Origin of the sequence: Thiobacillus sp., assembly GCF_018780105.1 — a bacterium.
In the GTDB taxonomy this organism is placed as follows: Bacteria; Pseudomonadota; Gammaproteobacteria; order Burkholderiales; family Thiobacillaceae; genus Thiobacillus.
Genome location: NZ_JADMKC010000007.1, coordinates 191407 through 209682, shown reverse-complemented (window position 1 = coordinate 209682; position 18276 = coordinate 191407). Strand labels below are relative to the sequence as shown.

General features: G+C 63.7%; 21 protein-coding genes. 15 read left to right on the top strand and 6 right to left on the bottom strand.

What is annotated here, in order from left to right:
• Positions 1–47: 47 nt before the first annotated feature.
• The 7 genes from IV098_RS07525 (at position 48) to IV098_RS07495 (ending at position 5964) form a co-directional block, all read left to right on the top strand.
• Positions 48–404, top strand: a complete 357-nt coding sequence (locus IV098_RS07525; RefSeq protein ID WP_296887669.1) for a DMT family protein — start codon at positions 48–50, stop codon at positions 402–404.
• Positions 401–1015: an arylesterase gene (locus tag IV098_RS07520; RefSeq protein WP_296887667.1), complete on the top strand. Its 615-nt coding sequence runs from the start codon at positions 401–403 to the stop codon at positions 1013–1015. The genes IV098_RS07525 and IV098_RS07520 overlap by 4 nt, the downstream gene beginning before the upstream one ends.
• Complete coding sequence (locus IV098_RS07515; protein WP_296887665.1) at positions 1012–1551, top strand: TRAP transporter small permease subunit; 540 nt, start codon at positions 1012–1014, stop codon at positions 1549–1551. Before IV098_RS07520 ends, IV098_RS07515 begins: the two co-directional genes overlap by 4 nt.
• The gene (locus IV098_RS07510) at positions 1551–2942 is read left to right on the top strand and encodes a TRAP transporter large permease subunit (RefSeq protein ID WP_296887663.1); all 1392 of its coding nucleotides are present in this window, start codon (positions 1551–1553) and stop codon (positions 2940–2942) included. The genes IV098_RS07515 and IV098_RS07510 overlap by 1 nt, the downstream gene beginning before the upstream one ends.
• 60 nt (positions 2943–3002) lie before the next feature.
• Positions 3003–3329 (top strand): FKBP-type peptidyl-prolyl cis-trans isomerase, encoded by a 327-nt coding sequence (locus tag IV098_RS07505; RefSeq protein WP_296887661.1) that lies wholly within the window; start codon positions 3003–3005, stop codon positions 3327–3329.
• A gap of 107 nt (positions 3330–3436) precedes the next feature.
• On the top strand, positions 3437–5635 hold the full coding sequence (locus IV098_RS07500) for a YgiQ family radical SAM protein (protein WP_296887659.1): 2199 nt from the start codon (positions 3437–3439) through the stop codon (positions 5633–5635).
• Complete coding sequence (locus IV098_RS07495; RefSeq protein WP_296887657.1) at positions 5632–5964, top strand: DUF2288 domain-containing protein; 333 nt, start codon at positions 5632–5634, stop codon at positions 5962–5964. The genes IV098_RS07500 and IV098_RS07495 overlap by 4 nt, the downstream gene beginning before the upstream one ends.
• Positions 5965–6051: 87 nt before the next feature.
• On the opposite strand, the gene IV098_RS07490 is transcribed toward IV098_RS07495, so the two are convergent.
• Positions 6052–6954, bottom strand: a complete 903-nt coding sequence (locus IV098_RS07490) for a LysR family transcriptional regulator (protein WP_296887655.1) — start codon at positions 6952–6954, stop codon at positions 6052–6054.
• A gap of 115 nt (positions 6955–7069) precedes the next feature.
• Here IV098_RS07490 and IV098_RS07485 point away from each other — a divergent pair, with 115 nt between their 5' ends.
• Complete coding sequence (locus IV098_RS07485) at positions 7070–7714, top strand: glutathione S-transferase family protein (protein WP_296887652.1); 645 nt, start codon at positions 7070–7072, stop codon at positions 7712–7714.
• Position 7715: 1 nt separating this feature from the next.
• The gene (locus tag IV098_RS07480) at positions 7716–8696 is read left to right on the top strand and encodes a pyridoxamine 5'-phosphate oxidase family protein (protein ID WP_296887639.1); all 981 of its coding nucleotides are present in this window, start codon (positions 7716–7718) and stop codon (positions 8694–8696) included.
• Positions 8697–8759: 63 nt separating this feature from the next.
• On the opposite strand, the gene IV098_RS07475 is transcribed toward IV098_RS07480, so the two are convergent.
• Positions 8760–9155: a DUF302 domain-containing protein gene (locus IV098_RS07475; protein ID WP_296887636.1), complete on the bottom strand. Its 396-nt coding sequence runs from the start codon at positions 9153–9155 to the stop codon at positions 8760–8762.
• A gap of 224 nt (positions 9156–9379) precedes the next feature.
• On the opposite strand from IV098_RS07475, the gene IV098_RS07470 reads away from it, so the two are divergent.
• Positions 9380–10198 (top strand): hypothetical protein, encoded by an 819-nt coding sequence (locus IV098_RS07470; protein ID WP_296887634.1) that lies wholly within the window; start codon positions 9380–9382, stop codon positions 10196–10198.
• A 63-nt stretch (positions 10199–10261) separates the two neighbouring features.
• Here the strand turns inward: IV098_RS07470 and IV098_RS07465 are convergent, their stop codons facing one another.
• The 4 genes from IV098_RS07465 to IV098_RS07450 form a co-directional block, all read right to left on the bottom strand.
• Positions 10262–11023 carry a Mut7-C RNAse domain-containing protein gene (locus IV098_RS07465; RefSeq protein ID WP_296887632.1) on the bottom strand — a complete coding sequence of 254 codons (762 nt, stop codon included), beginning with the start codon at positions 11021–11023 and terminating at the stop codon, positions 10262–10264.
• 122 nt (positions 11024–11145) lie between these two features.
• The gene (locus IV098_RS07460; protein WP_296887630.1) at positions 11146–11274 is read right to left on the bottom strand and encodes a hypothetical protein; all 129 of its coding nucleotides are present in this window, start codon (positions 11272–11274) and stop codon (positions 11146–11148) included.
• A gap of 138 nt (positions 11275–11412) precedes the next feature.
• Positions 11413–12039 (bottom strand): 2-polyprenyl-3-methyl-6-methoxy-1,4-benzoquinone monooxygenase, encoded by a 627-nt coding sequence (gene coq7, locus IV098_RS07455; RefSeq protein WP_296887628.1) that lies wholly within the window; start codon positions 12037–12039, stop codon positions 11413–11415.
• A 2-nt stretch (positions 12040–12041) separates the two neighbouring features.
• The gene (locus tag IV098_RS07450; protein ID WP_296887626.1) at positions 12042–13130 is read right to left on the bottom strand and encodes a TRAP transporter substrate-binding protein; all 1089 of its coding nucleotides are present in this window, start codon (positions 13128–13130) and stop codon (positions 12042–12044) included.
• Positions 13131–13217: 87 nt separating this feature from the next.
• On the opposite strand from IV098_RS07450, the gene IV098_RS07445 reads away from it, so the two are divergent.
• The 5 genes from IV098_RS07445 to IV098_RS07425 all read left to right on the top strand — a co-directional run bounded on the left by IV098_RS07445 (position 13218) and on the right by IV098_RS07425 (position 17915).
• A complete protein-coding gene (locus tag IV098_RS07445) occupies positions 13218–14030 on the top strand; it encodes a potassium channel family protein (RefSeq protein ID WP_296887624.1) in 813 nt (270 codons plus the stop codon).
• 65 nt (positions 14031–14095) lie between these two features.
• The gene (glyA, locus tag IV098_RS07440) at positions 14096–15337 is read left to right on the top strand and encodes a serine hydroxymethyltransferase (protein WP_296887622.1); all 1242 of its coding nucleotides are present in this window, start codon (positions 14096–14098) and stop codon (positions 15335–15337) included.
• Positions 15338–15428: 91 nt separating this feature from the next.
• Positions 15429–15911, top strand: a complete 483-nt coding sequence (gene nrdR / locus IV098_RS07435) for a transcriptional regulator NrdR (RefSeq protein WP_296887620.1) — start codon at positions 15429–15431, stop codon at positions 15909–15911.
• A 184-nt stretch (positions 15912–16095) separates the two neighbouring features.
• Complete coding sequence (gene ribD / locus IV098_RS07430; RefSeq protein WP_296887618.1) at positions 16096–17175, top strand: bifunctional diaminohydroxyphosphoribosylaminopyrimidine deaminase/5-amino-6-(5-phosphoribosylamino)uracil reductase RibD; 1080 nt, start codon at positions 16096–16098, stop codon at positions 17173–17175.
• Positions 17172–17915 carry a class I SAM-dependent methyltransferase gene (locus tag IV098_RS07425; protein ID WP_296887617.1) on the top strand — a complete coding sequence of 248 codons (744 nt, stop codon included), beginning with the start codon at positions 17172–17174 and terminating at the stop codon, positions 17913–17915. The genes ribD and IV098_RS07425 overlap by 4 nt, the downstream gene beginning before the upstream one ends.
• The last annotated feature ends 361 nt before the right edge of the window (positions 17916–18276 follow it).

The following is an 18276-nucleotide window of genomic DNA, read 5'->3' as shown; positions in this document are numbered from 1 at the left end:
CTCGCAATAAAAAGTAATACGAAGCTGGACCACCACCCTAGCAAACCATGCATCCGATCGGGCTCTCCATCCTCCTGCTCACCCTCAGCAATGTCTTCATGACATTCGCGTGGTACGCCCATCTCAAGGAGCTGAACCAGAAACCCTGGCTCGTCGCGGCGCTGATCAGCTGGGGCATCGCGTTCTTCGAGTACATGCTGCAGGTTCCGGGCAACCGCATCGGATTCACGGTGCTGTCGGTGGCCCAGCTCAAGATCCTGCAGGAAGTCATCACGCTCAGCGTGTTCGTGCCGTTCGCCTACTTCTATATGAAGGAACCACTGAAGCTCGATTACCTGTGGGCCGCTCTGTGCATCCTCGGCGCGGTGTATTTCGTGTTTCGCAGCAAGCTGGGCGCTGCATGACGCGCGCCATTCAACGCGCCCTCTTTGCACTGTTCGCCCTGCTGCTGCTCGCCGCGTGCGACCGCGCGCCGACCTTGCCCAAACTGGGTCCGCACGATGTCATTCTCGCTTTTGGCGACAGCCTCACTTACGGCACCGGCGCAGCCCCAAGCGAGGCCTACCCGGCGCAGCTGGTCGGCTTAACGCAACGCGCAGTGGTCAACGCCGGGGTGCCGGGCGAGACAACGGCCGAAGGCCTGAAGCGACTGCCGGCCCTGCTGGATGAACACCGCCCCAAGCTGGTGCTGCTGTGCCTCGGCGGCAACGACATGCTGCGGCGACTGCCCGAAGCCGAAACCGAAAACAATCTGCGCCTGATGCTGCAGACGCTGCGCGCCAGCGGCATCCAGGTGGTGCTGATCGGCGTGCCCGAGCCGAAGCTGTTCGGCGGTGCGCCGGACTTTTACGCGCAACTGGCGGAAGAATTCGAACTGCCCTACGACGGCGACACGCTCAACGCGGTGCTGAAGGACAACGCGCTCAAATCCGACCCCATCCACCCCAACGCCGCCGGTTATCAAACGATAGCCCGGCAGCTTGCCGACTTGCTGAAGGAATCCGGCGCCCTATGAAAACACTGCTCGCCCTGGCACGCGCGATCGACGCGCTCACCGAGCGCATCGGCGGACTCGTCATCTGGCTGGTGCTGGTCGCGACCCTGATCTCGGCAGGCAATGCGCTGGCACGCTGGGCTTTTGGCGCAAGCTCGAATGCCTGGCTGGAAGTCCAGTGGTATCTGTTCGGCGCGGTATTCCTGCTGGCGGCGGGCTACACGCTCAAGCACAACGGCCATGTGCGGATCGATATTTTCTACGGGCGGCTGAGCGCCCGGGGCCAGGCGCTGGTCGACCTCATCGGCGGACTGCTGTTTCTGCTGCCGATGGCCGGGCTGCTGGTCTGGCTAGCGTGGCCGATGTTCATGGACGCCTGGCGCTCACATGAAATGTCGCCCGACGCCGGCGGCCTGCTGCGCTGGCCGGTGAAGCTGCTGCTGCCGCTGGGCTTCGGTCTGCTGGCGCTGCAGGGCGTGGCCGAAATCATCAAGCGCATCGGCGTGCTGACCGGTGCGCTGACGCTGCCCGCCGAAGCCCCTGCGGAGGAGGTGTGATGGAGAACCTTGCTCCGTTCATGTTCCTCGGCCTGGTGTTTTTTCTGCTGCTCGGCTATCCGGTGGCGTTCGCGCTCGCCGCCAACGGCCTGCTGTTCGCCGGAATCGGGCTGGCCAGCGGCGTGATCGATTTCTCGCTGATGCAGGCGCTGCCCGAGCGCGTCTACGGCATCGTCGCCAACCCGACCTTGCTGGCGATTCCCTTCTTCGCGCTGATGGGGCTGATCCTCGAACGCTCGGGCATGGCCGAAGACCTGCTCGACACCATCGGCCAGCTGTTCGGCGCGGTACGCGGCGGCCTGGCCTACGCGGTGATCCTGGTCGGCGCGCTGCTCGCCGCCACCACCGGCGTGGTCGCCGCGTCGGTGATCGCGATGGGGCTGATTTCGCTGCCGGTAATGCTGCGCTACGGCTACGACAAGCGGCTGGCGTCCGGCGTCATCGCCGCCTCGGGCACACTGGCGCAGATCATCCCGCCCTCGCTGGTGTTGATCGTGCTGGCCGATCAGTTGGGCGCGTCGGTGGGCGACATGTACAAGGGCGCGCTGTTGCCCGGGATGGCGCTGGTCGGCCTGTATCTGCTCTACGTATTCGTCCTCACCCTGGTCCGCCCCGCTGCCGCGCCGGCGATGCCCGCCAGCGCGCGCACCCTGCACGGGTCGGCACTGCTGCTGCGCGTGCTGACCACGCTGGTGCCGCCGCTGGTGCTGATCTTCCTGGTGCTTGGCACCATCTTCCTCGGCGTCGCCACCCCCACCGAAGGCGGTGCAATGGGCGCGGCCGGCGCGCTGCTGCTGGCGCTGGTGCGCGGCCGGCTGACCCGGCTGCAGCTGACGCAGGCAGTCGACAGCACCACCAAACTCACCACCTTCGTCATTTTCATCCTCATCGGCTCGACGATCTTCACCCTGGCCTTTCGCGGCCTCAGTGGCGACCTCTGGGTCGAGCATCTGTTCAACCAGTTGCCCGGCGGCGTGCTCGGCTTCCTCGTCGTGGTCAACCTGATGGTGTTCGTGCTGGCGTTCTTTCTCGATTTTTTCGAGATCGCCTTCATCGCCGTGCCGCTGCTGGCCCCAGTCGCCGCCAAGCTCGGCATCGACCCGATCTGGTTCGGCGTGATGCTCGCGGTCAACATGCAGACCGCGTTCATGCACCCGCCATTCGGCTTCGCGCTGTTCTACCTGAAGAGCGTGGCGCCCAAATCCATTCGCACCAGCGATATCTACTGGGGGGCGATCCCCTTTCTCGTCATCCAGCTCATCATGGTCGCGACCGTGCTCGCCTTCCCGCAGATCGTGCTGCGCGACGCCCCGCCCGAGGCCAGCAGCGTCACCGACATTCCGATCGAGGTCGATCCTGCTGCGGGTTACCTGCCGGCTGAATGGCGCTGAATCGATCCGGCCGGTCACCTGTTAGAATGCTGCCCCGAGTCCAATTTCCTATTTAAAATCATGTCCGAACTCATTATCGAAGACCTCGTCGTCGGCACCGGCGACACCGCAACCGCAGGCCAGACCGTGGTCGTGCATTACACCGGCTGGCTCACCAACGGCACCAAGTTCGATTCCAGCCTCGACCGCAACGATCCCTTTGACTTCAAACTCGGCATGGGCCGCGTCATCGCCGGCTGGGACCAGGGCGTGGCCGGCATGCAGGTAGGCGGCAAGCGCAAGCTCACCATCCCGCCGCATCTGGGCTACGGCGAACGCGGCGCAGGCGGCGTGATTCCGCCGAACGCGACGCTGGTGTTCGACGTGGAACTGCTGGCCGTACGCTAAGTCGAATCAGCAGCCCGCCTTGTCGCAAGGCGGACAGGAGGCCAGGCAGGGAATAACCCTCCTGGCCTCCTGTCTTTTCTGCCCCGCCTGACCGGTAAAATCGCTCCATGACACCCGCTCTGTTCTCCCACCGCAAGCACTGGGCCGCCCGCTTCGGCACCGCGCCCTTCCTGCCGATGTCGCGCGCCGAAATGACCACGCTCGGCTGGGATGCGTGCGACATCATTCTGGTGACGGGCGACGCCTATATCGACCATCCCAGCTTCGGCATGGCGCTGGTCGGACGGCTGCTGGAGGCGCAGGGCTATCGCGTCGGCATCATTGCGCAGCCCGACTGGCATTCGGCCGAGGCCTTCCGCGCACTGGGACAGCCGACGCTGTATTTCGGCGTGACGGCGGGCAACATGGACTCGATGGTCAACCGCTACACCTCCGATCGCAAATCCCGCTCCGACGATGCCTATACCCCGCATGGCGCGCCCAACAAGCGCCCCGACCGCGCGGTCACGGTCTACGCCCAACGCTGCCGCGAGGCCTTTCCCGGCACCCCGGTGATCATCGGTTCGATCGAAGCGAGCCTGCGCCGCATCGCCCACTACGACTACTGGTCGGACACGGTGCGCCGCTCGGTGCTGCCGGACTCCAAGGCCGACCTGCTGATTTTCGGCAACGCCGAGCGCGCTCTGCTGGAGGTCACCGAACGCCTGGCCAAAGGTGAAAAGATCGCCGACATCCGCGATGTGCGCGGCACCGGTTTCATGGTGGGACGCGAGTGGAAACCCGCCGACAACTGGCTGGAAGTGTTGTCCACCGAACTCGACACGCCGGGCGCCATCGATGCCCACGTCGATCCGTATGCCATGACGCCCAGCGGCCCGACCGCGCAAACACCGGAAGGCACCGCCCCGGTTCGCATCGTGCCGAGGGCCGAGCGGCTCGCGGCCAAACAGGACGTGCGCGAGCGCACCGTGATCCGCCTGCCCGATTACGACCAGGTCAAAAACAACCCGTCGTTTTACGCGCACGCCTCGCGCGTGCTCCACCTCGAATCGAATCCGGGCAACGCCCGCGCGCTGCGGCAGGCGCACGGCGAACGCGACGTCTGGCTCAACCCGCCGCCGATTCCGCTGTCGACCCCCGACATGGACGGCGTCTACGACCTGCCCTACGCGCGCGCGCCGCACCCGAGCTACGGCGACGCCAAGATTCCGGCGTGGGAAATGATCCGCTTCTCGGTCAACATCATGCGCGGCTGCTTCGGCGGCTGCACCTTCTGCTCGATCACCGAGCACGAGGGCCGCATCATCCAGAGCCGCAGCGAAGATTCGGTGATCAAGGAAATCGAGGCGATCCGCGACAAGACGCCCGGCTTCACCGGCGTCATTTCCGACCTCGGCGGGCCGACCGCCAACATGTACCGCATGGCGTGCAAGTCGGAAAAAATCGAGAAGGCCTGCCGCCGGCTGAGCTGCGTGTTTCCCGACATCTGCGACAACCTCAACACCGACCACACGCCGCTGATCCACATGTACCGCCGCGCCCGCACGCTGCCAGGGATCAAGAAAATCCTGATCAGCTCGGGCCTGCGCTACGACCTCGCGGTGCGTTCGCCCGAATACATCAAGGAACTGGTGCAGCACCACGTCGGCGGCTATCTCAAGATCGCCCCCGAGCACACCGAAGCCGGCCCGCTGTCGAAAATGATGAAGCCCGGCATGGGCGCATACGACCGCTTCAAGACCCTGTTCGAAGCCGCCTCGAAATCCGTCGGCAAGAAGCAGTACCTGATCCCCTACTTCATCGCTGCCCATCCAGGCACCACGCTGGAAGACATGCTGAATCTGGCGCTGTGGCTCAAAAAGCACGACTTCCGCCTGGATCAGGTGCAGACCTTTCTGCCGACGCCGATGGCGCTGGCGACGACCATGTACCACACCGAAAAGAACCCGCTCAAGAAGGTGCTGGGCGGCAAGGGCGAAGCGGTCGACGTCGTCAAGCAAGGCCGTATCCGCCGCCTGCACAAGGCCTTCCTGCGCTATCACGACGCCGAGAACTGGCCGATGCTGCGCGAGGCGCTGAAGGAAATGGGACGCGAGGACCTGATCGGCAACAGCAAGAAGCACCTGATCCCGCTGTTCCAGCCCGCCGGCACCGGCAAGCGCCCCGAAGGCGCGCGCATCCTGCGCGACGTGCCGGTCAAGGGCGAGCCGCGCGTCGCGCCCCCCGCCTCGCGCGGCCGCCCGCCGCAAGTCCCCAAACATCCCCTGAGTCAGCGCCGCGGAGGCGGAAAAGGCCGTCCATCATGAATTCAAGCGTTCATCACGCCGAGCGCGAAGTCCTGCGCGCCAAGCTCGTCCTCGAAACCGCCCGGCTCGGCTGGAAAGAACTCGAACGCCACTTCGCGCGCGGCGACGTGATCCGGGTCGCCGTGGGCACCGACCTGATCGACGCCGCGCTGCTGATTGCCGAAAACGATACGGCCGCGGCCCAGGCCTGGCTCGCCGATGGCCACATCGCCCGCGCAGAAATGCATGACGCCGAGGACTGGCATGCGCGGCAGCCGCAATTCTGGGCCGTGGTGGTGGCGCCGTGGGTGCTGGTGCAGGAAGTGCTGAAGGAACTGGATTCGGCGTAAAAAAGCAGGAACGGCCGCTCAGCGTTATAGCCATGACGGCCATCGTGCCCCGGAACCGGGGTTAGCTCAGGTTCCGTCCCCGGTTGTTCACTCTCCCGGATTAGGGGTGCAGTCCTTTAATTCCTCCTTTATCCACGCGATAAAGACTTTGGTGCGCGCCGGCAGCAGCCGTGCATGCGGATAGATCACATGAATGGGCTGCGGGGGCGGTTCGAATGGTTCGAGCACGATTTGCAGACGCTTCTTCTCGATGTGATGCGCAACCTGATAAGAGATGAACATGCCGAACCCAAGCCCGGCCAGGCAGGCGTCGGCTGCCGGGGCGACCTGATTGAACTCGAGGTTGCCGGTCACAGGCACGGAGAACTGCCTGCCGCCTTCGTAAAATATCCAGCCCGGACCCATGCCGCCTGAGAACTTCACGCAGTTGGCTTTGAGCAGGTCCCGTGGGTGTTCGGGTACGCCACGCCGGCTGAGATAGTCCGGGCTGGCGACGACCATGCGGCGAACGCTGCCCAGGGGCTGCGCAACCAGGGACGAATCCTCCAGCGCGCCGATGCGTATCCCCACGTCGATATTTTCTTCCAGCAGGTTGACCACGCGATCCAGCAGCATGAGATTGACGCGCACCTTGCTGTATTGCTGCACAAAGCGCGTCACGGCAGGCGCGACATAGATCTGCCCGAACAACACGGGCGCGGTGATGGTGAGTTGGCCGCTGGGCTCGACTGCGTCCGTGGTCAAGGCCGATTCGGCATCCTTGACGGCCGCCAGCAACTGGCGGCAGCTTTCGATGTAGTGACGACCTTCTTCGGTGAGCGAGATGCGTCGTGTGGTGCGGTTGAACAGGCGGACGCCCAAATGGGCTTCCAGTGCCGCCAGCGTACGCACGACGGCGGGGGGCGACGAATCCAGCGCCGCGGCAGCAGCCGTCAGGCTGCCTTCATCGGCAATGCTGACAACGGTTTGCATGGCCTTGAGTTTGTCCATGCGCCAATTATTCCACTTAGTGGATCAGTCATGTTCGGAACACGCCATTTATTCATCAAGTGGCGGTGATCACAATGCATCCGGACACTTTCCCCATTTCAAAAAGGAGTTGATTGTGAATACCGCTGCCGTTTTTCCTGCACGCCCCATCAAGCTTCACCGCTTCTTTCTCTCCGGCCACAGCCATCGTGTCGAGCTGTTTCTGTCGCTGCTCAAGCTGCCCTATGAGCTGGTGGACGTGGATCTCGCAGCCAACGCACACAAGCAACCCGCGTTTCTGGCCATGAACGCGTTTGGCCAGGTTCCGGTGATCCAGGATGGCGAGATCACCCTGGCCGACTCCAATGCGATCCTGGTGTATCTGGCGGGCAAATATGACGCTGGCCAATGGCTCCCGCGTGATCCGGCCGCTGCCGCCGCCGTGCAACGCTGGCTGTCGGTAGCGGCCGGGCAGGTCGCATCTGGCCCAGCAACGGCACGACGGGCGACGCTGTTCAAGGCTCCCGTCAATGCCGAAGAAGCCATTGCGCAAACCCATGCGCTGTTTGCCGTGATGGAAGCCGAACTGAACATCTCGCCCTTTCTGGCGGGCAACACACCGACCATCGCGGACATCGCCAACTACAGCTACATTGCCCACGCACCTGAAGGCAATGTCTCGCTTGAGCCCTATCCCAATCTGCGCAGCTGGCTGAAACGGATCGAGGCGTTGTCGGGATTCGTCCCCATGGCGAGTTCCAGGGTTGGGTTGGCTGCCTGAAATGAAATCGCCTGAGGAACCACCGGTGTTTCACCCGGGCGAATGCCGGGTGCAGGCGCGCGTGGGGGTGCGTGATCGCATGGCGGCAATCGGAGAGAACGCGATACGCACGTCCATGCCCGAACAACAGCGGACGTTTTTCGCCCAGCTGCCGTTCGTCATGGTGGGCAGCATGGATGCCGAGGGACAGCCCTGGGCATCCGTACTGCCTAACCCGCCGGGATTCATAAGCAGCCCCGATGCACGCCATCTTCTGATTCGCGCCCGGCCCGCCGTCTTCGATCCTCTACGCGAGACGCTTGCCACCGGCGCGCCCATTGCCCTGCTGGGAATAGAGCAGGCTACGCGTCGCCGTAACCGCATGAACGGCCGCGTCGAACGCATGGACGATGACGGCTTTCTGGTCGGCGTACAGCAAAGCTTCGGGAACTGCCCAAAATATATCCAGGCACGCCAGGTCGAATACCAGGCTATCGAAAGCCCCGGCGCTGTTCATTCCGCCACAGTCCATTTCGCCACGGCGCTGAATGAAGCGACCCGGCAAATCGTCGCGCGCGCGGACACCCTGTTTATCGCCACCGCCCACCCCGGCGCCCACCATGGAACCGCGCGATCACACGGGGTGGACGTGTCGCACCGTGGAGGCGAGCCCGGTTTTGTGCGCGCAGAGGGCGACGACACCTTGATCCTCCCCGATTTCGCCGGCAACCGCTTCTTCAATACGCTCGGCAACATCATGCTGAACCCGCGCGCGGGCCTGCTCTTCATCGATTTCGAAACCGGCGACCTGCTCTACATTGCGGCTGACGCACAGATTATTTTCGACAGCCCTGAAATGGATGCTTTTGCTGGGGCGGAACGCCTGCTGCGATTCGGGATACGGCACGTCAGGCAAGTTGTCGGCGCGCTGCCCCTGCGCTGGATTGGTGAAGTGCAAATATCGCCTTTTCTGGCGAACACAGGAGACTGGGTGACGACTTGAACGCGCCCCAGCCTGAAGCGACAAAGCCCGCGAATGCGGGCTTTGTCGTAGGCGCTAAACCGCTCACGCAGTCAGGCTGTCCTTCACCCGTAGCAGACGGGCGCGTGCCTCGGTGGCGACGCCGTGCACGGCGGAGTTGCTCACCAGCTTGACCATGATGCCGGGGTCGAGGAAGGACACCGTCACCTTGCCGTCGGCTTCCTCGCGCACCACCACATTGCACGGCAGCAGCATGCCGACATCGAGCTCGGCCGTGATGGCCTGATGCGCCAGCGGCGGGTTGCAGGCGCCGAGGATGCGGTAGGGGCGCAAGTTGACATCGAGCTTGGCTTTCATGGTGGCCTGCACGTCGATGTCGGTCAGCACGCCGAAGCCTTCCGTTTTGAGGGCGGCGGTGACCTTGTCCACGGCTGCGTCGAAGGGGCCGTTGATCTGGGTGTCGAATCCGTATTCGCTCATGGTTTGACTCCTGATGGGGGAAGTTGAGGCGGACAGTTTACCAGCCGCTCCGGCAGGAAAATCCACACCCGTGGAGCGGAATACGGGGCATGCCCACATTTTCCCGGCGTCCTGCCAATACGGGTAAATGGGAGTTTGATAGTATGCCAAGGCTTTCAAGCGCTGGTTCCGGGCGCGCTTCCCGGAATGAATGCGTCCCGTCCAAACCCATACGGAAACAATCCATGAACCCATCCAAACTCAAGCAGCCTGTTCTGGCCATCACCCTTGCCGGCCTCGCGTTCACCGCGCTGCCGGTTGCCGCCGAGTCGTCCGCAAGCACCCCCTGGGCATTCACCGTGACGCCCTACCTGTGGCTGCCAACCATCAACGGCTCGCTGAAATACGACCTGCCGAGCTTCAATACCAACGCCGAAGTGGAAACCGGCCCCAACGACTATTTGAGCCATCTCGAATTCGCCCTGATGATCAGCGGCGAAGCGCGCAAGGACAAGTGGTCGATTTTTACCGATTTGATCTACCTCGATTTCGGCGACGAGAACAGCCGGGTCAAAACAGTCGGCGGAAGCCATGTCAGTGCCACGGTCGACCTCGGCACGCAGTCTTCCATCACCGGCGGGGTCTGGACCCTGGTCGGCGGTTATGCGGCGGTGCAGAGCCCTCAGGCCACGCTCGACGTCATTGGCGGTTTTCGCTACCTGAGCCTCGAAGCCTCGACTGACTGGACGCTGTCCGGCCCCATCGGCCTGCTTCCACCGGCCGGGGGCGTTTCGGATAAGGAAGATCTGTGGGACGCCGTCGTCGGCGTGCGCGGACGGGTGAAGCTCGGTGAAAACAGCCACTGGTCGATGCCGTATTACGCCGACGCCGGCGCCGGCTCTTCCGCCTTGACCTGGCAGGCGATGGTGGGCGTGGCGTACAGCTGGAACTGGGGCGATGTCGGCCTGGTTTACCGTCACCTGAGCTACGACATGGAAGGCGACAAACTGCTGCAGGATGTCGAGTTCAGCGGTCCCGCACTGGGCGCGGCGTTCCACTTCTAAGCCTTCCGGCGGTCGCATGACCGCCGACCCACCCTGCTTGCGTTTCAGAGCGACCGCGTTTAGTCAGTCGTCTTCCACTATCGGGTCGACAGGCAGCAGCCCGTCCAGCGCCCTCCGCATGTTGCGCCAGTGCGAGCCTTCCCAGTACACGCGCCCGCACCCATCGCACAGGCTGAAGCGCTCGTAATGGGCCCGCACCCGGGGCGGCAAACGATCCAGCACGCTGGCCTTGTCGACCGGACGCAGCGGCATATTGCAGTGCAGGCAGCGGGTAAAGGGCCGTGCGCTGCGCGTGAGGTCGAGCCGCTCGACTACCTCGCGCAACTGCGCCTCTGATTTCAACGCATGCACATAACAGCCATGCGTCACCGCCCGCCGCTTGAGCAACTCGCGATCGCGCGTCAGCACAATGCGGCCGTCCCGTTCGGCAATCACCACGATTTCGTCATCGTCAAAATGGTTGTCGTACAGCGTGTCGTACCCCAGCATGCGCAGCATGTGGGCCAGGCCGCCCAAATGCGCGTCGGCCACGAAGCGCGGCTGCCGCAGGGGCTGTTCGCGCACCCGCAGCAGCGGCGTCACGTCCATCGCCTCGAAGCGGGGATATACCGCCACCCGGTCGCCGTCCTGCAACAGATAACTGAACCCCACCGATTCGCCGTTGACCAGGATCAGTTCAACCTCGGTGTGCGGCACGCCCAGCGCCTCGATCATGTGCTTGGTCGTCGCCGCCTGCGCGCACGGCACGGTGAATTCCTGCTTGCGCCGTTTCGGTGCCAGAAAGTCATTCAGTTCTTCATAGAAGCGGAAGGTGGCGGTGACCATATGCGAGCTATTGTCGCCATTTGCATGCCTCCGGAAAACCCGCCAGTTCGCCCATGATTCGACATGGAATTACAGTTGTGAAAACGCCACCTGAACGGTGGCGTTTTCCTGATCCCAAAAAATCAGTGCTGGGTTTTTTCCGGCTTGCCTGATTTGGGTGGGGTGATGAACGATCCCACCGGAACCACGACCTGTTTCGGCTTTTTGGGTTTCTTGGCTTCCTTGTTTCCGCGTACCTGACCTTTTGCCATGCTCATTCTCCTTGCAACGGCTACAGAAGTGCTGGTCTGTGCATAGATAACCGCACACACAACACAGGCTGATCATAGGCCGATGCGCAAGAATAGGTGCCTTACTGTCCACGCGGTCGGAAACGACCATCAATCCGTCTAAATCCGGCTCGCCGTCTGCCGCATCACGTTGGCCGCCAGACGCATCGCTTGTTTGACCGGCAGCGGCAACGGCGCGCCGCCGTGGTCGACAGCGGTCTGCGCGTGCTTGATCTCGTCGGTCTTCATCTGCTCGACAACCGCACGGCTCTTCGCGTCGGCTTCCGGCAACTGCTGCAGGTGGCCGTCGAGGTGCGCCTCGACCTGGCGTTCGGTTTCGGCCAGGAAACCGAGGTTCCATTTGTCGCCCAGCAGGCCAGCGACGACGCCCATGCCAAACGCGCCGCCGAACCACAGCGGGTTGAGCAGGCTCTTGCGGCCTCCGAGTTCGTTGATGCGCTGTTCGCACCAGGCGAGGTGGTCGGTTTCCTCGCGCGCGGCCTGTTCGAGTTCGCCGCGCACTTTTTCATTTTTCGCGGTGAGCGCCTGCCCGGCGTAGAGCGCCTGGGCGCAGACTTCACCGACGTGATTGACGCGCATGAGCGCGGCGGCGTGGGCCTTTTCGGCTTCGCTCATTTCCGCTTCGGGCGCTGCGGCTGCAGGATAGGGCCGGCTGGCATGCGGCGTGGCGAAGACGGTGCGCAGTCCGAGGTCGAAGGTGGTGATGAAACGGTCGAGTGGATTCATGGCTATTTCACGTAATAGTTGAAATTGGAGTATGCCGCCTCGTTGACCTTGAACCACTGGAACTCGGTATCGCGGAATTTCTTCCATGGGCGGTAGATGGCCGCGAAGTCGGGATTGATTTTCGCTTCTTCCTCATACAGCTCGAAGGTGGCGCGGCGCGCAGCCAGCATCACGTCCTTGGGGTAGGGGTGCAGCTTGACTCCCTGCCCCACCAGCCGCAGCAGCGCGGGCGGGTTTTTGGCATCGTACTGGGCCAGCATCAGCTGGTTGGCCTCGGCAGTGGCCACTTCGAAGGCCTGGCGATACGCCTCGGGCAAGGCCTGCCACGCCGTCTGGTTCACATAAAAACTCAGTTGCGGACCGCCCTCCCACCAGCCGGGATAGTAGTAGTGCTTGGCGATTTTGTGGAAGCCGAGCTTTTCGTCGTCGTACGGCCCCACCCATTCCGCCGCGTCAAGCGCGCCACGCTCCAGCGCAGGATAAATGTCGCCGCCGGGCAGGGTTTGCGGCACCGCGCCGAGGCGGGCCATGACCTTGCCGCCTAGCCCCGGGATACGCATTTTCAGTCCCTGCAGGTCGGCCAGCGAGTTGATCTCCTTGCGAAACCAGCCGCCCATCTGGGTGCCGGTGTTGCCGCCGGGAAATTGCAGCACGCCGTATTTCGCGTACAGCTTGCGCAGCAGTTCGAGGCCGCCGCCGGCGTACATCCACGCATTCTGCTGACGGGCCGTGAGGCCGAACGGTACGGCCGTATCGAATGCCAGCGCCAGATTCTTGCCCACGTAGTAATAGCCCGCCGAGTGGCCACATTCGGCGGTGCCGTTGCCCACCGCGTCGAGCACCTGCAGGCCGGGCACCAGATCGCCGCCCGCAAACACGCGAATCTGGAACTTGCCCCCGGTCAGGGCCGCCACGCGCCTGGACAGGGTTTCGGCCGCGCCATAAATGGTGTCCAGGCTTTTGGGGAAGCTCGATGCCAGACGCCAGCGAACGGCCGGTAGCGAGCCGGATTCAGCAACCGCGGCCTGTGCTGTGCCCAGCGGCAGCAAGGCGGCGGTGCCCGCCAGGAAATCACGGCGATTGAAACGCATGGACACTCCGGTCACGGTTAACAGGGAAACTGGGGAACAGGATGCAAAGGTCTAGAATTATAAAGATACCTTCACGATCCATACCGAATGCCTTTCAATATCCGACTTGCCCTGGGACTGGGTGGCGTGCCGCCCCACGACAATTCCCGCGCCTATCAGTGGGAAAAGCGCCTGCATTGGCCCATGCTGATCGTGACCTTGCTGGCCCTGCCTGCGTTTTATCTGGGCGAACTGGCGGCCGAGCCGGATTTGCAATGGCTTGGCCGCATGCTGGATCGCGCAGTGCTGCTGGCGTTTTCGGTCGAACTGCTGCTGATGCTAAATGTCACCACCCAGCGCACGCGCTATCTGCTGCACAACTGGCTATCGCTCGCCATTATTGCCGCCACCGCCTTGTCGCTGCTGATTGCACACCTGCCCGGAGAATTATCAGCGCTGTTGCGGCTGCTGCGCATTGCGCTCGCCGGACTGCTGATCGCGCGACTGGCGCACCAGATGCGCTCGATCACGCCCGGCTCAACGCCCTATATCCTGGTGCTCGGTTTTGGCCTGATGCTGTTATCCGGCGCAGGGTTCTACTGGATGGAACCGACCGTGCACAGCTATTGGGACGGCGTCTGGTTGGCGTTCACCAGCGGGCTCACGGTGGGTTACGGCGACCTCACCCCCACCACCCATGCAGCCCGGCTGTTTGCCAGCGTGGTCATCGTGCTGACCTACGGCATGATGTCGCTGGTCACCGCTTCGCTCGCCGCCTTTTTTGTCGGGCAGGAAGAACGGCGCATGCGGCTGGAAATGCATCATGACCTGAAGGCTTTGCGCCAGGAGATTGCCTACTTGCGCGAGCGTTTGGAACAGCCCCCCGCAAAGTCGAAGGCTGACGAAATACCAGGCAGCTGAACGGCTGTCACGCGTTCTCCGACGCGCTTTGCTAAAATGCCGGTTTTCGCGTTCCGGACTCCGCCATGTTTGCTCCTCTGCCCCTTTCCCAGACCGACCCCGACCTGTGGGCGGCGATTCAACAAGAAGATAAACGCCAGCAGGATCACATCGAGCTGATCGCGTCGGAAAACTACACCAGCCCGGCGGTGATGGAAGCGCAGGGCTCGCAGCTCACCAACAAGTACGCCGAAGGTTATCCGGGCAAGCGCTACTACGGCGGCTGCGAATACGTCGACATCGTCGAGCAGCTGGCCATCGACCGCGTCAAGGCGCTGTTCGGCGCCGAAGCTGCCAACGTGCAGCCGAACTCCGGCTCGCAGGCCAACCAGGCGGTATTCATGGCCTTCCTCAAACCCGGCGACACCATCATGGGCATGAGCCTCGCCGAAGGCGGCCACCTCACCCACGGCATGGCGCTCAACATGTCGGGCAAGTGGTTCAACGTCGTTGCGTATGGCCTGAACGAAGAACAGGCCATCGATTACGACAAGATGGAAGCGCTGGCCCGCGAGCACAAGCCCAAGCTCATCATCGCCGGCGCATCGGCCTACGCGCTGCGCATCGACTTCGAGCGCTTCGCGAAAATCGCCAAGGAAATCGGCGCGATCTTCATGGTCGACATGGCGCACTACGCCGGCCTGATCGCCGCGGGCGTCTATCCCAACCCGGTGCCGCACGCCGACGTCGTCACCTCGACCACCCACAAAACCCTGCGCGGCCCGCGCGGCGGCATCATCCTGATGAAGGCCGAGCACGAGAAGGCGATCAACAGCGCCATCTTCCCCGGCCTGCAGGGCGGCCCGCTGATGCACGTCATCGCCGGCAAGGCCACCGCGTTCAAGGAAGCATCGACCAAGGAATTCAAGCACTATCAGGAACAGGTCGCCGCCAACGCGCTGGTGATGTGCAAGGTGCTGATCGAGCGCGGGCTGGCCATCATTTCCGGCCGTACCGAGAGCCATGTGTTTCTGGTCGACCTGCGCGCCAAAAACCTGACCGGCAAGGAAGCCGAAGCCCTGCTCGGCAGCGCCCACATCACGGTCAACAAGAACTCCATTCCGAACGATCCGCAAAAGCCGTTCGTCACCAGCGGCATCCGCATCGGCACCCCGGCCATGACCACGCGCGGCTTCAAGGAACTCGAAGCCGAACAACTCGCCAACCTGATTGCCGACCTCCTCGACGCGCCAAACGACACCGCCGTGATCGCACGCGTCAAGGGCGAAGTGGCGAAGTTGACGGCGAAGTATCCGGTTTATGGGTGAATTTATGGGTGAACGGTAAGCGGGAAGCGGTGAACGGTTAACCCCGCTCACCGCTCACCGCTCACCGCTCACTGCTCACCGCCCCCCCAAAATGAAATGCCCTTTCTGCGGTTCCCTCGATACCCAGGTCATTGACTCCCGCGTCAACGAGGGGGGCGATGCAATCCGTCGCCGTCGCCGCTGTGCGCAGTGCGACAAGCGTTTTACCACCTGGGAAACCGCCGAGTTGCGGCCGCCGCAGATCGTCAAGAGCAACGGCATGCGGGCGGACTTCGACGAAGGCAAGCTGCGCGAAGGCTTTCGCCGCGCACTGCACAAGCGGCCGGTTTCGACCGAGCTGGTCGATGCGGCCGTCGATCGCATCCGCCAGCGCCTGCTGACCCTGGGCGAGCGCGAAGTGCCTGCGCGCGAAATCGGCGAACTGGTGATGCAGGAACTCAAAAAGCTCGACAAGATCGCCTACATCCGCTTTGCCTCGGTCTACAAAAGCTTTCAGGACCCGGACGACTTTCGCGAGATGCTGCAGGATCTGGAGCGCAGCCCACCGCACGGTGTGGGCGACTTGTTCGAATAACCCCTCGCAGGCTCGCCCAACCCAGGCGACAATCAGGCATGGCCGCGATCGGGCTTGGCGGCGATCGGGCCTGTACAGCAGGCACCCGAGCCATCCGCGACCGCTGTCCGGACGGCTCGACTTTTTTCATCCGGCGCGTCGATAATCCGGCTATTCCGTTTCTGGCTGCTGCCCACTCCCAACCATGCGTTTCTCTGCTGCCGACCACGCCCACATGGCGCGCGCGCTGCAACTCGCCGCGTACGGGCTGGCCACCACCAGCCCCAACCCGCGCGTCGGCTGCGTCATCGTCAAGGATGGGAAAATCGTCGGCGAGGGCTGGCATCAGCGCACCGGCACGCCGCATGCCGAAGTACATGCGCTCCAGGCGGCAGGCGACGCCGCACGCGGCGCAACGGCCTACGTCACACTCGAACCCTGTTCCCATCACGGCCGCACCCCGCCCTGCGCCGAATCGCTCATCCGCGCCGGCGTGGCGCGCGTGGTGGCGGCGATGACCGATCCCAACCCGCTGGTTGCGGGCGGCGGCATCGACATGCTGACGCTGGCCGGCATCGAAGCCGAGGTCGGATTGATGGAAGCCGAGGCGCGCGCGCTCAATCCCGGCTTCATTTCGCGCATGACACGGCAGCGTCCGTGGGTGCGACTGAAAACCGCATCGACGCTGGACGGCAAGACCGCCCTCGCCAACGGCCAGTCGCAATGGATTACCGGCGCGGCCGCGCGTGCCGACGTGCAACGCCTGCGTGCCCGCGCCTGCGCCATCCTCACCGGCAGCGGCACCGTGCTGGCCGACAATCCGCGCATGAACGTGCGCGACTTCGACATCGGCCGCCAGCCGCTGCGCGTGGTGGTCGATTCCGCCCTACGCACGCCGGCGGACGCAGCGATCCTGCCCGCGCTCATCGCCTGTCATCACGCCGATCCGGCTGCACGCACTGCGCTCGAACACGCCGGCGCAGAGGTGGTTGCGTTGCCCGCAGCAGACGGCCGCGTCGATCTGTCCGCTCTGCTGACATTGCTGGCACAACGCGGCGTCAACGAACTGCACGTCGAAGCGGGCGCCGGATTGAACGGCGCCTTGCTCGCCGCAGGTCTGATCGATGAGTGGGTGGCTTACCTCGCCCCCATGGCTGCAGGCGACAGCGCGCGCGGACTGTTCGACCATCCACCCTTGATGACGCTGGCAGAGGCTGCCCGCTTCCGCTTGAGCGACGTGCGTGCGGTCGGCAACGACCTGCGCCTGACGCTGCTGCCGCAATGAGCGACTTCAAAGACCACTTTTCTACCGCCTCCGAACGCTACGCCGCGTTCCGCCCCGACTACCCTGCCGAGCTGTATGCCTGGCTCGCCAGCCTCAGCGCTGAACGCAACCTGGCGTGGGACTGCGCCACGGGCAGCGGCCAGGCGGCGCTCGGTCTGGCGCCGCATTTCCAGTGCATCGTCGCCACCGACGCGTCGGCCGAACAGATACGCCACGCCGCACCACACGCCCGCATCGACTACCGCGTGGCGACCGCCGAAGCGAGCGGGCTGGCCGATGCCAGCGTCGATCTCGTCACCGTCGCGCAGGCCGCGCACTGGTTCGACCTGCCGCGCTTCCATGCCGAGGCGAAACGGGTGCTCAAGCGGAACGGCGTGATCGCGTTATGGGGTTACGGCCGCATGGTGCTGCCGGGCGAACTCGATGCACCCTTCCAGCGCTTCTACGCCGAGACCGTCGGGCCCTACTGGCCACCCGAGCGCGCGCTGATCGACGACGCTTACAAGAGCCTGCCGTTTCCGTTTGCGGAAATCGCTGCCCCCAACTTCGCGATCAAGGTCGAGTGGACCCTGCCACGCCTTGTCGCGTATCTCTCGACCTGGTCGGCGGTGAAGCGTTATCAGGGCACGCAGGGTCACGATCCGCTGCCGGCGCTGGCAGCCGAACTCGGACTGCTGTGGGGGACACCGGACGCCGCCTTGCGCCTGAGCTGGCCGCTATTCCTACGCGTCGGGCGCTGATAACTGAGCACGTAGGTTGGGCTGAAAAGCCCAATTGCATGAGTGATTGTCTGCCTATGTGCGATGGCCTGCGTTGGGCTTCATTTCATTCTGCCCAACCTACGTGCTGGCCTTCCTTGCCACAGGTGCCGCCACCCTGCTCGCGGCGATCGTCCTGTTCGGCGACGACTTGCTGCGGCAGCTGCGCCAGCGGACGCACACCCGCTGCCAGACGGTGTTGGAGCGTGCGATGAAAATGACTTCGTATTCGGAGGCGAGGCTCGCCATCACCTGGATCACGCGCGGGTTCGGCGAATGGGTGGCCTCCGTGGCGCCGATGGAGGTGGGGGACGACCCGCACGGGCTGTTCGCGCATGCAATG

Bases quoted from the DNA above. Each gene is read 5' to 3' on its own strand.
- nrdR (WP_296887620.1), top strand. From the start codon at position 15,429: ATGAAATGCCCTTTCTGCGGTTCCCTCGATACCCAGGTCATTGACTCC.
- IV098_RS07510 (WP_296887663.1), top strand. From the start codon at position 1,551: ATGGAGAACCTTGCTCCGTTCATGTTCCTCGGCCTGGTGTTTTTTCTG.
- IV098_RS07450 (WP_296887626.1), bottom strand. From the start codon at position 13,130: ATGCGTTTCAATCGCCGTGATTTCCTGGCGGGCACCGCCGCCTTGCTG.
- IV098_RS07460 (WP_296887630.1), bottom strand. From the start codon at position 11,274: ATGGCAAAAGGTCAGGTACGCGGAAACAAGGAAGCCAAGAAACCCAAA.
- IV098_RS07495 (WP_296887657.1), top strand. From the start codon at position 5,632: ATGAATTCAAGCGTTCATCACGCCGAGCGCGAAGTCCTGCGCGCCAAG.
- IV098_RS07525 (WP_296887669.1), top strand. From the start codon at position 48: ATGCATCCGATCGGGCTCTCCATCCTCCTGCTCACCCTCAGCAATGTC.
- glyA (WP_296887622.1), top strand. From the start codon at position 14,096: ATGTTTGCTCCTCTGCCCCTTTCCCAGACCGACCCCGACCTGTGGGCG.
- IV098_RS07480 (WP_296887639.1), top strand. From the start codon at position 7,716: ATGAAATCGCCTGAGGAACCACCGGTGTTTCACCCGGGCGAATGCCGG.
- IV098_RS07470 (WP_296887634.1), top strand. From the start codon at position 9,380: ATGAACCCATCCAAACTCAAGCAGCCTGTTCTGGCCATCACCCTTGCC.
- IV098_RS07515 (WP_296887665.1), top strand. From the start codon at position 1,012: ATGAAAACACTGCTCGCCCTGGCACGCGCGATCGACGCGCTCACCGAG.
- IV098_RS07475 (WP_296887636.1), bottom strand. From the start codon at position 9,155: ATGAGCGAATACGGATTCGACACCCAGATCAACGGCCCCTTCGACGCA.
- IV098_RS07465 (WP_296887632.1), bottom strand. From the start codon at position 11,023: ATGGTCACCGCCACCTTCCGCTTCTATGAAGAACTGAATGACTTTCTG.
- IV098_RS07500 (WP_296887659.1), top strand. From the start codon at position 3,437: ATGACACCCGCTCTGTTCTCCCACCGCAAGCACTGGGCCGCCCGCTTC.
- ribD (WP_296887618.1), top strand. From the start codon at position 16,096: ATGCGTTTCTCTGCTGCCGACCACGCCCACATGGCGCGCGCGCTGCAA.
- IV098_RS07445 (WP_296887624.1), top strand. From the start codon at position 13,218: ATGCCTTTCAATATCCGACTTGCCCTGGGACTGGGTGGCGTGCCGCCC.
- IV098_RS07520 (WP_296887667.1), top strand. From the start codon at position 401: ATGACGCGCGCCATTCAACGCGCCCTCTTTGCACTGTTCGCCCTGCTG.
- IV098_RS07490 (WP_296887655.1), bottom strand. From the start codon at position 6,954: ATGGACAAACTCAAGGCCATGCAAACCGTTGTCAGCATTGCCGATGAA.
- IV098_RS07425 (WP_296887617.1), top strand. From the start codon at position 17,172: ATGAGCGACTTCAAAGACCACTTTTCTACCGCCTCCGAACGCTACGCC.
- IV098_RS07505 (WP_296887661.1), top strand. From the start codon at position 3,003: ATGTCCGAACTCATTATCGAAGACCTCGTCGTCGGCACCGGCGACACC.
- coq7 (WP_296887628.1), bottom strand. From the start codon at position 12,039: ATGAATCCACTCGACCGTTTCATCACCACCTTCGACCTCGGACTGCGC.